Origin of the sequence: Polaribacter sp. Hel1_33_78 (genome assembly GCF_900106075.1) — a bacterium.
Lineage (GTDB): Bacteria > Bacteroidota > Bacteroidia > Flavobacteriales > Flavobacteriaceae > Polaribacter.
In genome coordinates, this window is sequence record NZ_LT629794.1 from 741,966 (window position 1) to 759,306 (window position 17,341).

9 protein-coding genes are annotated in these 17,341 nt (G+C 32.4%); 5 read left to right on the top strand and 4 right to left on the bottom strand.

The window, feature by feature from the left end; all coding sequences use genetic code 11:
- Window positions 1–1,196 precede the first annotated feature (1,196 nt).
- Window positions 1,197–2,840: a tetratricopeptide repeat protein gene (locus BLT88_RS03240; RefSeq protein ID WP_091952960.1), complete on the bottom strand. Its 1,644-nt coding sequence runs from the start codon at window positions 2,838–2,840 to the stop codon at window positions 1,197–1,199.
- A 179-nt stretch (window positions 2,841–3,019) separates the two neighbouring features.
- Entirely contained in the window at window positions 3,020–3,868 is an 849-nt protein-coding gene (locus tag BLT88_RS03245) for an AraC family transcriptional regulator (RefSeq protein ID WP_036787431.1), read from the bottom strand.
- A 172-nt stretch (window positions 3,869–4,040) separates the two neighbouring features.
- Here BLT88_RS03245 and BLT88_RS03250 point away from each other — a divergent pair, with 172 nt between their 5' ends.
- The 5 genes from BLT88_RS03250 to BLT88_RS03270 all read left to right on the top strand — a co-directional run bounded on the left by BLT88_RS03250 (window position 4,041) and on the right by BLT88_RS03270 (window position 10,798).
- Window positions 4,041–4,958: a dihydrodipicolinate synthase family protein gene (locus BLT88_RS03250; RefSeq protein ID WP_091952962.1), complete on the top strand. Its 918-nt coding sequence runs from the start codon at window positions 4,041–4,043 to the stop codon at window positions 4,956–4,958.
- A gap of 199 nt (window positions 4,959–5,157) precedes the next feature.
- Window positions 5,158–6,735 (top strand): aldehyde dehydrogenase (NADP(+)), encoded by a 1,578-nt coding sequence (locus BLT88_RS03255; protein WP_091952963.1) that lies wholly within the window; start codon window positions 5,158–5,160, stop codon window positions 6,733–6,735.
- Window positions 6,736–6,745: 10 nt separating this feature from the next.
- Complete coding sequence (locus BLT88_RS03260) at window positions 6,746–8,482, top strand: DUF885 family protein (RefSeq protein ID WP_091952964.1); 1,737 nt, start codon at window positions 6,746–6,748, stop codon at window positions 8,480–8,482.
- A complete protein-coding gene (locus BLT88_RS03265) occupies window positions 8,475–9,485 on the top strand; it encodes a 4-hydroxyproline epimerase (protein WP_091952966.1) in 1,011 nt (336 codons plus the stop codon). Before BLT88_RS03260 ends, BLT88_RS03265 begins: the two co-directional genes overlap by 8 nt.
- A 65-nt stretch (window positions 9,486–9,550) precedes the next feature.
- Window positions 9,551–10,798, top strand: coding sequence for an FAD-binding oxidoreductase (locus BLT88_RS03270; protein ID WP_091952967.1), 1,248 nt, complete (start codon window positions 9,551–9,553; stop codon window positions 10,796–10,798).
- A gap of 149 nt (window positions 10,799–10,947) precedes the next feature.
- On the opposite strand, the gene BLT88_RS03275 is transcribed toward BLT88_RS03270, so the two are convergent.
- Together BLT88_RS03275 and BLT88_RS03280 are read right to left on the bottom strand one after the other, a co-directional pair.
- Complete coding sequence (locus BLT88_RS03275; protein WP_091952969.1) at window positions 10,948–14,226, bottom strand: amidohydrolase family protein; 3,279 nt, start codon at window positions 14,224–14,226, stop codon at window positions 10,948–10,950.
- Window positions 14,227–14,270: 44 nt separating this feature from the next.
- Window positions 14,271–17,303, bottom strand: coding sequence for an aminotransferase class III-fold pyridoxal phosphate-dependent enzyme (locus BLT88_RS03280; RefSeq protein WP_091952971.1), 3,033 nt, complete (start codon window positions 17,301–17,303; stop codon window positions 14,271–14,273).
- Window positions 17,304–17,341 lie beyond the last annotated feature (38 nt).

Consider the following 17,341-nt stretch of genomic DNA (forward strand, 5'->3'; position numbering starts at 1 on the left):
AGCCGGCAGCAAAGTTAATAGCAGATAAGGGCGTTCTAAAGTTTCATTTTCCAATAAGGAAAGTTTATGAGTTCTCGAATTATTCCTGATCTTCCATTTTGACTTTTGTAGCAAACAAAATCTCCAATTTTCGGTTCCATTAGATTCGAAGCGACTCTTTTAGAATTCAGTTCTAAGGTTGATAAATTAGATGTTGTATTACTATAAACTTTAAAACCTTCTCCGACTCAAAATATAATATTGCCTGAATAAAATTCCGAGAAAGATTAATGCAATTCTTAGAAATTTCTTAATCTTGGTGAATAACTGCTCATGTTTAAAGTTACTTTGTTATTATGGCTTGTTCTTAGAATATCAAAAATAAGTGCTATTGGCTCGAATATTTTTTTACTTTTATGTTTATGTCATGCATTAAAAGTGTGAGGAAATTTGTTTAATTTATCATTAATTTTATGGCTGTTAAACGATAAAACTGAATAGTGAAACAATCCACTTATTTGAAAAGTGGACTGCTCATTAAATGGCTAAACTTCAAAATCATAAACCCCCACAGATTGGATTTTTACTGTTGCCAATTCTATATTTTTTTCTCCATGGGTCATGTTGGAATCCAATTATGAATTTTCATGGTAGAAAGATATCAATCCTTGTCTTAATCTTAAACAATAAAGTAAAATACGTTAAATTGTTACAAAAGAACTTCACGCCTAGGCGTGAATATGACCATTTTCACGCCTAGGCGTGAAAATTATTTGGTCTAAATTTATTGATAATTACTGTTTTATATACTAGCCGTTGAAGCCCTTGATTCCTACTAGTAACAATGAAAATTTTTTATACTTGGATTCTTTAAGATTAAAATACTCTCACATTCTCGGAAGAGAAGAACCAATTCCATCAATACTTTAATAAACTTTATTAGAGATTTCTTTATTGGTAAGGACGGTGCTTTAAATTAATCATGTTGTGTATTAATTTTATGCCCTTAGCATTATGTTTCAATAAGATTATCAGATAAAATAAAACTCCACAAACAAGATTGCTTGTAGAGTTTTATTTTGCTATAAATTATATTCAATAGAAATTACAACCATTGAGCGTTACATAAATTTCTTAAAATTGTTTTCAAAGTATTTCAGGCCTAAGGGTGAAAAGTTGCTTTGGGTAGAAATTATTTGTAATTATAGCGGTCTATGCTAGCTATTCGAGCGCTTGATTGTCTCCAGTAACAATGAAACTTTTTTATACTTCGATTCTTTGATATTAAAATACTCATACATTCTGCGAAGCGAAGAACCAACGCCATCTGCACTTAAAAAAACTTTCTGGGCAATTTCTTTATTGGTCATTACGGGCTCTACCAATAATACATTTAGCACCTTCCAATCGGTTTCATTTAATTTTCTTTTAATGGAGTGCTCAATTTTTTCTCTAACCAGTTCAAATACAGTAGTAGCAGCTACAACTTGATTTGAACTGTTTTTGAGACGCATTATTTCATCCAACATTGCAGCTCGTATTGCTTTATCTTTTTTGGTTTTAGATCTAAAATAGAAAATAACACAAAAAATGAATAGGGCAGAAATTATGACTACGGCAAACGTTCTTTTAAGTTGTGTGATTTTGAGTGCTGCTTTTTCGTTTTCGCTTTTTAGTTTACTTTCAGAGATTCGATGCTCATAGTCTTGTTTTACCAATTCTCTCGTAACGGCTAAACGATCTATTTCTAAGTTTATACTATCTTTATAAACAGTAGAGCGTTCGAGCATTTCTACAGCTAACTTTGAATTATTTTGTGACTTGTAGCCTTTGTAAAGTAGGTTGTATATGTCTTTTTTAATACTATAAAATCCATCATTAGGAAGACGGTTTAAAATAGCTTTTGCTTGTTTTAATGCAGAAGGTATATCCGTTTTAAAGGTAATTTCAGCAAGTATGAATTCTGCCATATCTACATCCATTTCGGATTTAAGTTCTTTGCTAAGTGCTAAGTTTTTTTGAGCATAATTGGTTGCTTTGTCAAGTTGGTTTAACTTTGTATGTATTATCGCTAAAAATTTAGAAGAATCTTTCATTTTATACTTTATTTCGAGCGACGTAAAATGTTTGAACGCATTTTCAAAATAAATTAGAGCGTCTTCGTATAATTCTTTTTCAAGATAAACCCTTCCAATTAGCTCTTGATTATAAGCAAAAGATTGGTCGTTTGGAAAGTTATACGTATCATGAGCTGTTTGATATTGCTGAAAATATTCTAAAGCTAGGTCATAATTACCTAAATATAGATTGATATTGCCTAAATTTTGTAATACCCAGGCTGCCTCGCTATTCATTTTTAACTCCCTAAAAATAACCAATGCTTCATTTCCACTTTGAACTGCCTCTAAATACTTATATGTTTCCTGAAATAATAGTGCTTTTCTTGAAATTATTATAGCTTCAAGATTACGTTTATTAAGCTCTTTTGCAATTACTAATGCATCATTGAATAGTCTTAAGCATTTTTCATACTCGCGCTTTGGTCCGTATATCAGTGCCGCTCTTATTAGAGATTTACAAATCTCTTCTTTATTATTGTTTTCCTCAGCGAGCTGTTTGTGGTAATTTATGGCTTTTAAAGTAGAATCTGGTTCTTTATAATAATACTTAAAAAACAAGGTGTCTAAAGCCATGAATCTCACAGAATCCGTTTGTTTTACATCTGTATAAATGATTCTAAGTGAATCACGTTGCGAATACACTTTAGAAAAGGAAATACACACTAAGCAACATAAAACTAATTTAAGTTTTATGTTTGTAATATTATATCTATTCTTATTAATATGTCTAGGATTAATCATTTTTTAAAAATTACTCGTTTTTAAGTTTGTTATGTAACAATCATGTTATTAAAAGTACTGAAATTTATTTGATTTGTTTTTTCGATTCTAATGATTTAACAGTTGATTCAGTATGAGAATTCATCAATCATTTTTATGATATGATTTTCAAGGGATTGACTAAAGTGCTGAAACTTGAATTAGATAATTTGTAATTTTTTAAAATTTAAAGGCGTCATTTTCTTAATTTCTTTAAATTTTCTATTAAAATTAGAAATGTTATTAAAACCAGTAATATAAGCAATTTCATTGATAGATATTTCTTTTTTAATCATAATTAGTTTACTAGCATTTTCAATTCGTATTTCATTTAAAAAATTGAAATACGTTTTATTTGTTCTGTTTTTAAAATATTTGCAAAAAGCATTTTTTGTCATGTTTGCTTTATTTGCGACTTCTTGCAAAGTTATTTTTTGATGATAATTTTCTAAGGTGTATTCAAAAATAGTACGCATCCGTTTTCCTTCCATATCAGAATATATTTTTTGATACACAAAACTAGAAAGTGGGGTTGTTTCTGATATAGCTAATAGTTGTAAGATTTCTAAGAAATGCATAAATCGTTTTATTTTAGAAACCTTCTTCATTTGCAAGAAAATAAAAATGATCGCATCAATATTAGATTTTAAAACAAAACCGCGAGAAGATTTCTCAAAAAAAATATCAATTTCAGCAAACTCATCTAATTCAAAAAATGTTTCACCGAAAGAAGATTTTGTGAAAAACAAACTCAACATTTTAGATTTTTGTGCAACATTTTTATCACTTTTAAAAGCATGCGGAATGTTACTTCCTATTACAAAAACACTGCCTTGAGTATAATTACAAATCTTATCGCCAATAAATAAAGTTCCGCTTCCTCTCTCTATAAAACTAATTTGAATTTCATCATGTTGATGTAGTTTATCATAAAATAAAATTTCAATATCTTCCTGATAAATCAATCCAATATTTGCTGGTTTCGGAATTTTAAATGGAAAAACTTTCATCTCTACGAAATTTGTTTCAGTATCTCATAATGAGAAGTTATATAATACAAAAATATTCAAATAAATTACATTAAGTATTAATTTAGATAATATAATATCAAATTAGAGTAATTTAAGGCTATTTTTAAAAACTTGATTTCTTTAATTTTAGCATATATAAAAAAGCATAAAAATGAAATTTAATTGGAAAGGCGTAATGCCAGCCGTAACAACACAGTTTACTTCTACTGATGAGTTAGACATGGAAATGTTTAAAATAAACATCCAAGCACAACTAGATGCTGGAGTTCACGGTATTGTTTTAGGAGGAACTTTAGGAGAAGCCAGCACATTGACAGATGAAGAAGGGAGAAGGTTAACAAAAGAAACGGTTGCCTTTGTAGATGGAAAAGTACCTGTTTTAATGAATATCGCAGAACAGACTACAAAAGCGGCAATTGCTTTGGCACAGACAGCAGCAGCAGATGGTGCAAGTGGTTTAATGATGTTACCTCCTATGCGCTACAAAGCTAGTGATGCAGAAGTGTTAACATATTTTAAAACCGTTGCCAATAGCACTTCTTTGCCCATTATGATTTATAACAACCCAGTAGATTATAAATTATTAGTAACTTTAGACATGTTTCAAGAGCTTTTAGATGCTTGTCCGAATATTCAAGCAGTCAAGGAATCTACCAGAGATACTACTAATATTACCAGAATTAAGAACAAATTTGGAGACAGATTAGCAATTATGACAGGTGTGGATACTTTGGCCTTAGAAAGTTTGGTTTTAGGCGCAGATGGCTGGGTTGCAGGCTTGGTAGACGCTTTTCCGGCAGAAACTGTGGCTATTTATGAGTTGGTCAAAGCAAACAGAATTCAAGAAGCAATTACAATTTATAGATGGTTCATGCCGCTTTTGGAGTTAGATATTCATCCAAAATTAGTGCAATATATTAAAACAGCATCGGTTCATACAGGTATTGGAAATGAATATGTTAGAGCGCCAAGATTAGTGTTGCAAGGTGAAGAAAGAGCGAGAATAGAAAAAATAATTACAGATGCTTTGGCACTAAGACCAACATTACCAGATTACAAAAATTTATAAAGAAGTAGGGTGTTACCCAAAGGTCGGGTTTTTCACTATATCTTTTTATAGTTGTCATTGCGAAGTTTACTTTTTTGTAAACTTTGGAAATCTCTGAATTAAAAGAGATTACTTCGTTCCTCGTAATGACGCTATTTCAAATAGGCTAAAAAAGGATTTCGTTTCAACACCTAACACAAATGAGCAAATCTCAAATAAAATTATGACAGGAAAAAACTATATAGGCAATTTACAATCAGCTAAAGGAGACCATACATTTAAAACCTTTAATCCAGAATTAAACAAAGAAAATGATGCTGTTTTTACAGAAGCGTCATCAGAAGAAATTAGAGAAGCCGTAAATTTAGCGTCAGAAGCCTTTAAAGAATACAGTACTATTTCGGGAATAAAAAAAGCAACGTTTCTAAACACAATCGCAGATGAAATTTTAGCTTTAGATGATACATTAATACAAATGTATTGTTCAGAAACAGGCTTACCTGAGGGCAGAGCAAAAGGGGAAAGAGGAAGAACTGTTGGTCAATTAAGAAGTTTTGCAACGTTGGTTGCAGAAGGGTCTTGGGTAGAAGCAACTATAGATACAGCGCAACCAAATAGAGAACCAATGCCAAAACTAGACCTTCGTAAAATGAATATCGCTTTAGGACCCGTGGTAGTTTTTGGAGCCAGTAATTTTCCTTTAGCCTATTCCACTGCTGGTGGAGATACTGCTGCTGCGTTAGCAGCAGGTTGCCCTGTAATTGTAAAATCACATCCAATGCACGCTGGAACCGGAGAATTGGTAGCATCAGCAATTATAAAAGCTGCTGAAAAAACAGGAATGCCTAATGGTGTTTTCTCCAATTTAAATTCAAGCGGAATAGAAGTTGGTCAGGAGCTAGTGGCACATTCAAAAGTAAAAGCAGTGGGTTTTACAGGAAGTATAAAAGGAGGAAGAGCATTATTGGATATAGCAGCAAAACGAGAAGAACCAATACCTGTTTTTGCAGAAATGGGGAGCATCAATCCTGTGGTTATTTTACCAAAAGCTTTAGATAATAGAAATGAAGAAATTGCAAAAACATACGCAGGTTCTATTACTTTAGGAGTAGGCCAATTTTGTACAAATCCTGGTTTAATTTTAGGTATCAAAAGTGATTCTTTGAGTGTCTTTATAAATCACTTATCACAAGAAATTATGGATATAAATCCTTCTTGTATGTTGCATCCAAATATTAAAAAAGGATACGATGCAAATAAAGATAAAGTAGTTGCTCAAGCTAAAGTGTCCATAACTGCAAATTATGAATCAGATGTTCAAAATAATTATGCACAACAGGCTGTTGTCTCAGTTGACGGAAAATCATTTTTAGAAAACCCAACTTTGCATTTAGAAGTTTTTGGTCCTTTTTCTATGGTGGTTGAATGCGCCAATAAGGAAGAATTAGAAACCATTATTGCAAATTTAGAAGGCCAATTAACAGGTACTATAATTTCTGATAATGATGAAATTACTAATTTTCAAAAAGTAATTGCTGCAATACAAAATAGAGTTGGTAGAATTATTTTTAACGGAGTTCCAACAGGAGTTGAGGTTTGCGAATCTATGGTGCATGGTGGCCCATATCCTGCATCTACAGATAGTCGTTTTTCTGCAGTAGGTATTACTTCTATAAAACGTTGGGTAAGACCATTTAGCTACCAAAATTGGCCAAATAATCTATTGCCAAAAGAATTGCAAAATGAAAATCCATTAGAAATTTTTAGGTCAGTTGATGGCGCAAGAGTAAAAAAATAAAACATAGTGTATGAGAGTTTTTAAAGTGCTATTTTTTTTAGTGGTTGTGCTATTCTATTCATGTAATGGTTCAGATGAAGTTTGTAATAGTTCTATCAAAGAATTAGAGATAATGATTGAATCTTATGAAGGAAGAGAATCTTATGACAAAGACGAGTATCCTTTGGGGCTATTTACAAGAGAATATTACAAAGCAGAAGCAAAATATGCAGAAGACCAAATGCAATACTTTGGTTGTATTAAAATAAATGAACTTTCTGAAACAGATCAAATTTCAGCGAAGCTGCTAAAATTCGTGTTACAAGATAAAATTGATTATTATAAATTTGAAAGGTTTCTTAATCCTTTGTTGTCGGATTCTGGTTTTCATAGTAGTTTAAATTATCAAATTAGACCTTTAAATAATTATTGGGAAGTAAAAGAATACTTGAGAAAACTAAACAGTTTAACAGAATTTGTAGAACAGCATTTCGTGAATTTAAGAGAAGGTTTAGAAAGAGGAGTTTCGCAGCCTAAAGTTATTTTTGAAGGATATGAATCTACATATAATGATCATATTGTTAATGATTTTAAAGAAAGTCCATTTTATAAACCATTTCAAAATTTGCCAGCTAGTCTGAATCAGAGTCAAAGAGATTCTGTTTTAACAGTTGCAAAAAATACTATTGAGCAAATTGTAGTTCCTGAATTTAAAAGAATCAAAACTTTTTTTGAAACTGAATATTTACCAAAAACAAGAACAACTTTAGGTGTTTCAGAAACGCTAAATGGAAAAGCTTATTATAAAAATAGAATTGATTTTTACACAACAAGTTCTCAATATTCTGCTGATGATATTCACCAAATTGGTATAACAGAAGTCGCTAGAATAAAAGCAGAAATGCAAAAAATAATCAAGGAACTAAACTTTAAAGGAAGTTTTGCAGACTTTTTTGAATTCTTAAGAACCGACAAACAATTTTACGCAACTTCACCAAAAGAAATTTTAATGATCGCCAGGGATATGGCAAAAAGAGCAGATGCGCAATTGCCAAAATTTTTTAAAACCTTGCCAAGAAAACCTTACGGGGTTGCACCTGTGCCAGATGCAATTGCACCAAAATATACAGGAGGACGTTATGTAGGTACTTCGAAAAATAGTACAGAGCCCGGTTATTATTGGGTAAATACGTATGATTTACCAAGCAGAACTTTGTATACTTTGCCTTCTTTAACCGTGCATGAAGCGGTTCCTGGTCATCATTTACAAGGAAGTTTAAATAACGAATTAGGAGATTCAATTCCCCAGTTTCGTAGAAATTTATATTTATCTGCTTATGGTGAAGGTTGGGGTTTATATTCTGAGTTTTTAGCAGATCAAATGGGAATGTACACCACACCTTACGAACAATTTGGAAAGTATACGTATGAAATGTGGCGCGCTTGCAGATTAGTGGTAGATACAGGAATTCATGCAAAAGGGTGGACTAGAGAACAAGTTGTAACGTATATGTCAGAAAACACAGCGCTTTCTTTACATGAAATTAATACAGAAACAGACAGATACATTTCTTGGCCCGGACAAGCATTATCTTATAAAATTGGCGAATTAAAAATTAGAGAATTGCGTACAAAAGCCGAAAAAGAATTAGGAGATAAATTTGATATTAGAGATTTTCACGAAGTAGTTTTAGAACAAGGCACAGTTACGTTAGCAATTTTAGAAGGTAGAATCAATAATCATATTAACAAAAGAAAAAATGAGTAAGCATACTTTTGTTTGTATAGACGCGCATACTTGTGGAAATCCTGTAAGAGTAATTAAAAGCGGAGGACCAAAACTAATTGGGGAAACAATGAACGAAAAACGTTTGCATTTTTTGAAAGAATATGATTGGATTCGTAAAGGTTTGATGTTTGAACCAAGAGGTCATGATATGATGAGTGGATCAATTTTGTATCCACCTCACAATCCAGAAAATGATTTTGCTATTTTATTTATAGAAACTTCCGGCTGTTTACCTATGTGTGGTCATGGAACCATCGGTACCATTACTATCGCCATTGAAGAGGGGTTGTTTATTCCAAAAACACCGGGTAAAATAAAAATGGAAGCACCTGCAGGGTTGGTAGAAATTGAATATCAGCGAACAAATGATAAAGTAGATTGGGTAAAATTAACGAATGTAAAAAGTTATTTAGCAGCAGAAAATTTAAGCGTAGAATGCCCTGAATTGGGAGAAATTACTTTTGATGTCTCTTATGGTGGAAATTATTATGCCATTGTAGATCCACAGAAAAATTTTAGTGGTATTCAAGATTTTACAGCCGCAAAAATTATTCAATATTCACAAGTTGTTAGAGATCGGATTAACGAAAAATATCCAGATAAATTTATACATCCAGATCATGGAAGCATCAAAAATGTAACACATTTATTATGGACAGGAACACCAATTGATGCAACTTCTCATGGAAGAAATGCTGTTTTTTATGGTGATAAAGCTATTGATAGAAGTCCTTGTGGAACAGGAACATCTGCAAGATTAGCACAATTGTATGCTAAAGGAAAACTAAAAATTGGTCAAGAATTTATTCATGAAAGCTTTATTGGTAGCACTTTTACAGGCGTAGTAGAAGAAGAAACACTATTAGCTGGAAAATCAGCAATTATACCCAGTATAAAAGGTTGGGCAAAAATCTACGGAAAAAATATAATTACAATTGATACCCAAGATGATCCTTACGCTTTGGGTTTTCAGGTGATTTGATTGGTGAAATCAAATCATTATAAAGATATTTTAGAATCTATTGAGCATCTTAATTTAAAAATAAAATGGCAAAAAGTGTAATCATTATAGGTGGTGGTATTATAGGTTTATGTTCAGCCTATTATCTTCAAAGAGAAGGGCATAAAGTAACTGTAGTTGATAAATCAGATTTTACATCAGGTGCATCTTATGTAAATGCAGGTTATATTACACCAAGTCATATTATTTCTTTAGCTGCACCAGGAATGATTAATAAAGGTATCAAGTGGATGTTTAATTCAGAAAGTCCGTTTTATGTAAAACCAAGATTGAATTATGATTTTCTAAAGTGGAGTTGGGCTTTTAAAAAATCGGCAACAGCCCAAAAAGTAGAGAAAGCAATTCCTGTGATAAAAGATATTAATTTATTAAGCAGAGAATTATATGAAGATTTAAAATCTTCTGGTGATTTTGATTTTTTTTATCAGCACAAAGGTTTGTTGATGTATTATCAAACAGAAAAAGCAGGCGAAGAAGAATGGAAAGTGGGCCAGAGAGCAATTCAAGAGGGTTTAAAAGTAGAAAACCTATCAAAAGAACAAGTTCAAAAAATTGAAAAAAATGTAGACTTAAATATCAAAGGTGCTGTCTATTATCATTCGGATGCGCATATGACGCCCAATGAGTTTATGTCGCAATTAAAAACCTATTTAAAAAAGAACGGAGTAAGTATATTAGGCAATGAAGAGGTGTTAGATATTATGGTTGCTAATCAGGAAATAACAGGAATTAAAACAACCAATCTTCATATAAAATCAGATGAATTTGTAATTGCTACAGGTTCTTGGTCGCAAAATTTAGCAAAGAAATTAGGCGTTGATATTCCTATTCAGGCAGGAAAAGGATACCGATTGAACACAAAAAGTGAGACAAATATTACCATTCCAGCTATTTTAATGGAAGCAAAAGTAGCTGTAACGCCTATGAACGGATTTACACGTTTTGCAGGAACTATGGAAATTGGCGGAATAAATGATATTATAAATCCTGTTCGTGTCAATGCAATTGCCAAAGCAGCTGAATCTTATTATCCTAATTTAAGGGTTAATGAGCAAGAAAAAGAAGCGGCAAAATGTGGTTTAAGACCTTGTTCTCCTGATGGATTGCCATACATAGGCAAATCATCTAAATGTAAAAATGTAACTTTTGCAACGGGCCACGCCATGATGGGTTGGAGCTTAGGTCCAGCTACGGGTAAATTGGTTTCAGAAATTATTTCAGATAAAAAAAGATCTTTAGACTTAAGCCCTTTTCATATAGATAGAAAGTTTTGAGTTTAAAAATTGATATTAAATTTTCAATGTATTAATGACAACACATACACACGCACACCGTCATTACCTAGAAAGCATGACCGAGGTAATCCCAAGATTAAGACTACAAATAAAAATATTGCCACGTCGTATCTCCGTGTAATAACAAATTAATGACAACTACAAGTAGGCGTTGTAAAACTATTGGTTTTCATATTTACAGGCACTCCTTGATTATAACCATCCATTTCAAAATAAAATTTGCTTCTTTTTGTCTTGTAATTTCCAATTTCATTCATGGTATTTACATCGTACAAACGTCCATTCACCATTGTGTATATTACAGAATTTGAGTTTTTAATATTCTCTAAAGGATTTTTATCCATGATAATCAAATCTGCTAATTTCCCCTTTTCTAATGAACCCAACTCATCAGCAACACCAATATAGCCAGCACCATTTATAGTAGCTGCTTTTAGGGCTTCATGATTACTCAATCCTCCTTGTTGTAACATCCATAATTCCCAATGCGCACCTAAGCCTTGCAATTGGCCATGTGCACCTAAATTTACTTTTACACCTTCATCTGCCAAAGCAGTAACCGTTTCCGAAGTTAAAATATGTCCGTTTTGATATTCCTCTTCAGGAATCATAATTCTATGTCTAGATCTGGCATCAACCACATATCTTGGTGTATATTTTAAAAGTGTTTTGTTTTCCCATACATTACTTTTTTGATACCATTCCATCTCTCCATTCATTCCTCCATAATTTACGATTAGAGTAGGAGTATAACCAGTTTTACTGTTTTTCCAAAGTGATAAGACATCTTTATACACTGGATTTACAGGAATATTATGCTCAATTCCGGTATGTCCATCAAAAATCATACTCATGTTTGAGTAGAAATTAGAGCCACCTTCAGGAACTACATTTACGCTTAGCTCTTTAGCAGCTTGCATAATTTGCTGACGTTGTTCTCTTCTGGGTTGATTATAACTTTTAATAGATTTCGCGCCAAAAGCTTTGGTTCTTGCAATTGCAAAACGCGCATCCTCTAAACTATTTACAACAGCTTTAAAATCGCCTTCTGCACCATATAAAATAAATCCTGTAGAAAATAGTCGCGGTCCCACTAGTTGACCGCTTCTTTGCAATTCTTCTAAGGTAAAAGCAGCTGCTGTATGAACAGAAGGATCATGAGAAGTAGTAACGCCAAAAGCTAAATTTGCATAAAACTGCCAATGTTTTTGAGTGCTTAATCCGTTTCTAAAAGCACCAACATGAGCATGTACATCTACCATTCCTGGCATAATGGTTTTTCCATTCATATCAAATACTTTTGCATCTGAAGGAATAGTAATAATACTTGTTTTACCAACTTTTTCTATTTTGTTTTTGTTGATGATAATCGTTCCATCCTCAATCACTTCATTCCCATCCATCGTAATAATTCGTGCATTCTTAAAAGCAATTCTTCCCTCAGGAATGTCAGATTTCTCTTTTAAGTTAATTTTAATGCCAGTGGCTTTATCCGTTGTTAAGTTTGTTTTTGCAAAAGGATTAGTAGTATTATTTACAATAGATTTTGAGAAATATTCATCACCCAAAGTCCAGTGTATTTTTTTGTTATTTGCGGACCAATGCAAATTGATTCCTGCATTTTTAGACAAACTTTCTACTTTGAAAGATTTTGTATTTTGATCTACGTTAATTTCACTTCCATTCATCACAAAAGGAGCAACGAATAATTTATGTAAATGAATAAAAGCAACGAATTTGTTGTCTTTGCTGGGTACTAATCTATTGGCTAATTTGGATGAAAAATGACTTCTTTCTTCCTTACCATTCAAATCAATACTTTTTAATTTTTTTGTCAATCCTCCAAAAAACGAACCTCCTGTTTGAAAGAATATTCTTTTATCATCTGAAGAAAAAGCTGGAAATTCACCATTTTTTGATACTCTTTTTGGTGACGTTCCATCTGCGTTTGCAATGTAAATTCCTGTTTTTTTAGTGTAATCAAAACCTTGGTCTCCATTCCCAGATTCTTTTCTGTACACAATTTTAGAACCATCACTATTAGAAGCAGGAGTTCTATAGATCCCTTTTTCTTTTGTAATTTTTTCTAGACCCGAACCATCTAAATTTACTTTGTATATCGCTCCTAATTTTTCGTCATTCCAAGTTACAAACAGCACTGATTTTCCATCTGAAGAAAAACTAGGTTCAGCTTCAAAATCAGATAAAGTTGTAATTCTTGCAGGTGTTCCCTCTGGCAGTTCTTTTTTATAAATATGCCCTAAAGAAGTAAAAATAAGTGTTTTTCCATCAGGTGAAGTTTGCGCATTTTTAATCATTTTTGAAGTGAAATTTTCTTCAAAAACTTTTCTTTTAACACGATGTGTTTTAGCTAATTTTATTTCTTGATTTACTTGAAAAGGAATATTTGAAATTTGTTTTGTTTCAATATTAATTTTATTAATTTTTCCTTGTGCCCAAACAATCAAATCTTTATTGTCTGGCATCCAAGCAAAATGAGGATATACCCCAAAAACAGCCCAAGCTTCACTTTGATCTTTACTTAAATGCTCATAAATAGGCCATTCTTTGCCAGTTTCTAATTCATGAATATACAAAACCGACTTTGTTCTCACTCGTTTTACAAAGGCCAATAATTTACCATCTCTTGAAACTACTGGTCTTGCAGCTCCTCCTGGGCCGCCCGTAATTCTTTCTGTTTTTCCTGTTTGAAAGTTATATTGATTAATGACGTAAATCTGTTTGTTTGGATCTTTGTTGTATTGGAAAAATCCTCCGGGATACATGTCTTCAGCATAATATAAAAATTTACCATCTGGAGATACAGAGGGATCATTTACATCTTGTTGGTCATTTTTTCTTTTTGTGATTTGCAACCCTGCTGATCCAGAAAGTGGATATTGCCACATCTCCCCAGCACCCACAGAGCGTGATGAGGTAAAGTGTTTTCTTGCAACCAGAGATTTTCCATCTGGTGTCCAAACAGCATTGTTTAATAATCTGAATTTTTCTTTTGTGATAGCTTTTGCGTTTTTACCATCTGCAGTCATTACCCAAATATTATTACCACCTTCAGCATCACTTGTAAAAGAAATATATTTTCCATTAGGGCTAAATCTGGGCTGAACTTCATAAGCTAAACCTGAACGTAAAATGGTGCTTGTTCCGCCAGAAATAGGCATTGTATAGATATCACCTAGCAAATCAAAAACAATGGTTTTTCCATCTGGAGAAACATCTAAATTCATCCAGGTTCCTTCAGTTGTTTTTAAATTAAAAGTATTGTACTTCCAATCCTTATGAGGATTGTTTACATCCCATTTTTTGGAATCTTTAGTTTCTTTTTTTTGTGATAAAACACTCAGTGAAAATAAACATAGAACAAGTATTAAGTGAATTTTACGCATATTTATGGGTTTTGTTATTTATTTTTAAAGGTATGATTTATATTTTAATGTTTATTTTTTATGAAGTCTTCATTAAAAACTTTTTTTATGTAAAAAAGTATCTCTTTGGCATTTTCTTTTGTAAATGTAAGTGGAGGTTTTATTTTGATGACGTTATGATCTGGACCATCAGAACTCATTAAAATTCCATGTTTTTTCATTCTATTGATAATGTAATCTGTTTGTTCTGCAAGCGGATTTAAATCTATATCTACCAATTCAATTCCTAAAAACAAACCTTGGCCTCTAACATTTCCAATAATTGGAAATTTGTGAGATAATTTTATGAATTCAGATTTTAAAAACGCACCAACATTCAATGCATTTTCTTGTAGATTTTCTCTTTTTACTTCGCGTAAAACTTCGGTGCCAATGGCACAAGAAACAGGGTTGCCGCCAAAGGTATTAAAGAATTCCATGCCGTTTGCAAATTTTTCTGCGACTTCTTTTGTACAAGCAACAGCTGCAATTGGATGCCCATTTCCTAATGGTTTTCCAATAGTTACAATATCAGGCACGACATCGTGTAACTGAAATCCCCAAAAAGTTTTTCCCATTCTTCCAATGCCAGTTTGTACTTCATCAGAAATACACAAACCACCCGCCTTTTTTACTTTCTTGTACGCTTGCTGCAAAAACTCTTTTGGTAATTCAATTTGTCCGCCACAAGAAATAATAGGTTCTATTATAAAACCACCAACTTTTTTGTTTTGTTGATGAATTTCATCAATTAAAAATTGCACTTCTCGTGCGTATTTATCTGCAGTATGTTCTCCTCGATATTTCCCTCTAAAAGCATCAGGAATTGGAAAAATATGCGTGTTTTTAGGTTTTCCTTTTCCGCCTTTTCCATCAAATTTATAGGAAGAAATACCTATCGTACCATTTGTGTTTCCATGATACCCATGTTCACTAGCCATAATTTCATCACAATTTGTACACGTTTTAACCATTCTAATAGCGAGCTCATTTGCTTCACTTCCTGAATTTACAAAATGTAAAAATGACAATTCTTTGGGGAGAGTTTCGAGAATTTCTTTCGCTAGTGTATTGATGTTTTCATGCAAATAACGGGTGTTTGTATTTAATAAGGCCATTTGATTCTGACCTGCTTTTACAACTTTAAAATTTTCATGACCAACATGTGCTACATTGTTTACGGTGTCTAGATATTTGCGTCCAACAGCATCAATTAAATATTGATTAGTACCTTTTACAATGTGTAATGGCGTTTTGTATTGTAAACTCATGCCTTTGCCTAAATGCTGTTTTCTAAAAGCTAAAATTTCATTAGAAACAGGAATTAAATTTTCTTTAAAACCATCAATTTTAAATAACAAATTCGGATTAGGACATAGACTTTTCCAAACGTCAGTTTCGTTAAAATACCCAACTCCAGGAAAGTCTGTTTTGTAATCTAATAAAGATAGCATTACTTGAAAATGTAAATGAGGTGCCCAATTTCCGTTTTCAGGATAATTGGCTAAAATTGATATTTGCTCTCCTTTTTTAATGGTATCGCCAATTTGGTGTTTTAGAACACTTTTAACAGTATTATGTCCATATAAGGTGTAAAAACTAAAATTTTGTTGACGATGTTTTAAAATTACTAAACCTCCATATTCTTTATTGCCAGCATCATCAACAGCAACAACAACTTCACCATCAAAAAGCGCATGAACTGGCGTGTTCTCTGGTAGCCAAAAATCAATTCCTAAATGAATTGTTCTGCTTTGTTTACCGTAATTACCAACCGTGTCATATTCTGCAGAAGTATATAAATTTCTTGGTTCTAAATAACCACCCGCTAAAATTTTATTTGGAACTTCTTTCTGTAATTGGTCAATTTTAAATTGAAATAGATCTAAATTATTAAACTCTTGTTGATGACCGGGAAAAGTACTAGAAACACTTAAGTCTAAATGATGGATTTCATTTCTATTTATTGAAGGAAAAAGTTCTGATAATTTAAACGTATTGTTTTGTGACCATTTTTCAAATTCAGTTTCATTCGGGTGTGCAGAAAAACCACATGCATTTCTAAAACTAAAATGGGCAAAATCGTCAGAAATTTCGTGCCATTTATATAGTACTTCCCAAGCTGGTTTTTCGCTAATCCATAGATATTCATTGTCTGGTTCCTCAATTTTACTCATGGCAGCTCTGGTAACAATAATTACAAGCCGCATAGCAACGGCATTGTATAAATGAGCTAATTCTTTTTCTAACAAAGGAAAAGAGCAATGATAGCCTTTTATAAATGCAAGAGCCGCCTCTAAAGGATCATGATGACCCATTGTACCATAGGCACAGAGTATTGCTAGATCATTGATGGTTTGTGTATGCATGGCATCTCCATAGTCTATTGCTGCCTTTGCTTTTGGTTGCAATAGGTTATTGGTAACAATAATATTATTGTCATTTGGATCATTGTGTATAATGCTTTTTCTTAAACTGGTATAGGAGGGTTGATAGGCTTCAAACTTATGTTGAAACAGCATTAATATTTCTTTTTCAGGAGCTTCAAATAAATGTAGGTGCTTTTTTGTCCAAAGAGATTGGGCAATATCCCATTCAAAATTATAATGCGCTTCCGGATGCGTAAAACCTTGCAATGCTTTTGTTAAAATACCACATTGCGTTCCAATACTACAACGTAAATCTGCGGATTGCGGATTTACAGCACTCCAAACTTTTCCAGAAACCCAGGTGAGTAAACGTGCACAACGCGTTTTGCCGAAACGATCTTTAATTTCAGAAATTAAATTGTTATTTTTATCTGTAACCGCTTTTGGAGCAATTAATTTTTCACCACTATGCTCAATAAATTGCAATAAGTGCTGCTGGTATTCTAGGTACTTTTTGTTTTCTTCAACTCTAGAAATTTTTAGAATATAGCTTTCTTCATTCTCTATTTTAATTCTAAAATTAAAATCAACATAACCGGGTAAAGAAGATGCAGTTCCTTTGATATTAAACAAGTCAAAAAGAATTTTTTCTGCTTCTGCTATGGTTATTTTCTGTTGAGCGTAATTCATAATTTAAAAATAGGATAAAGTTGAATAAAAACCCTTTT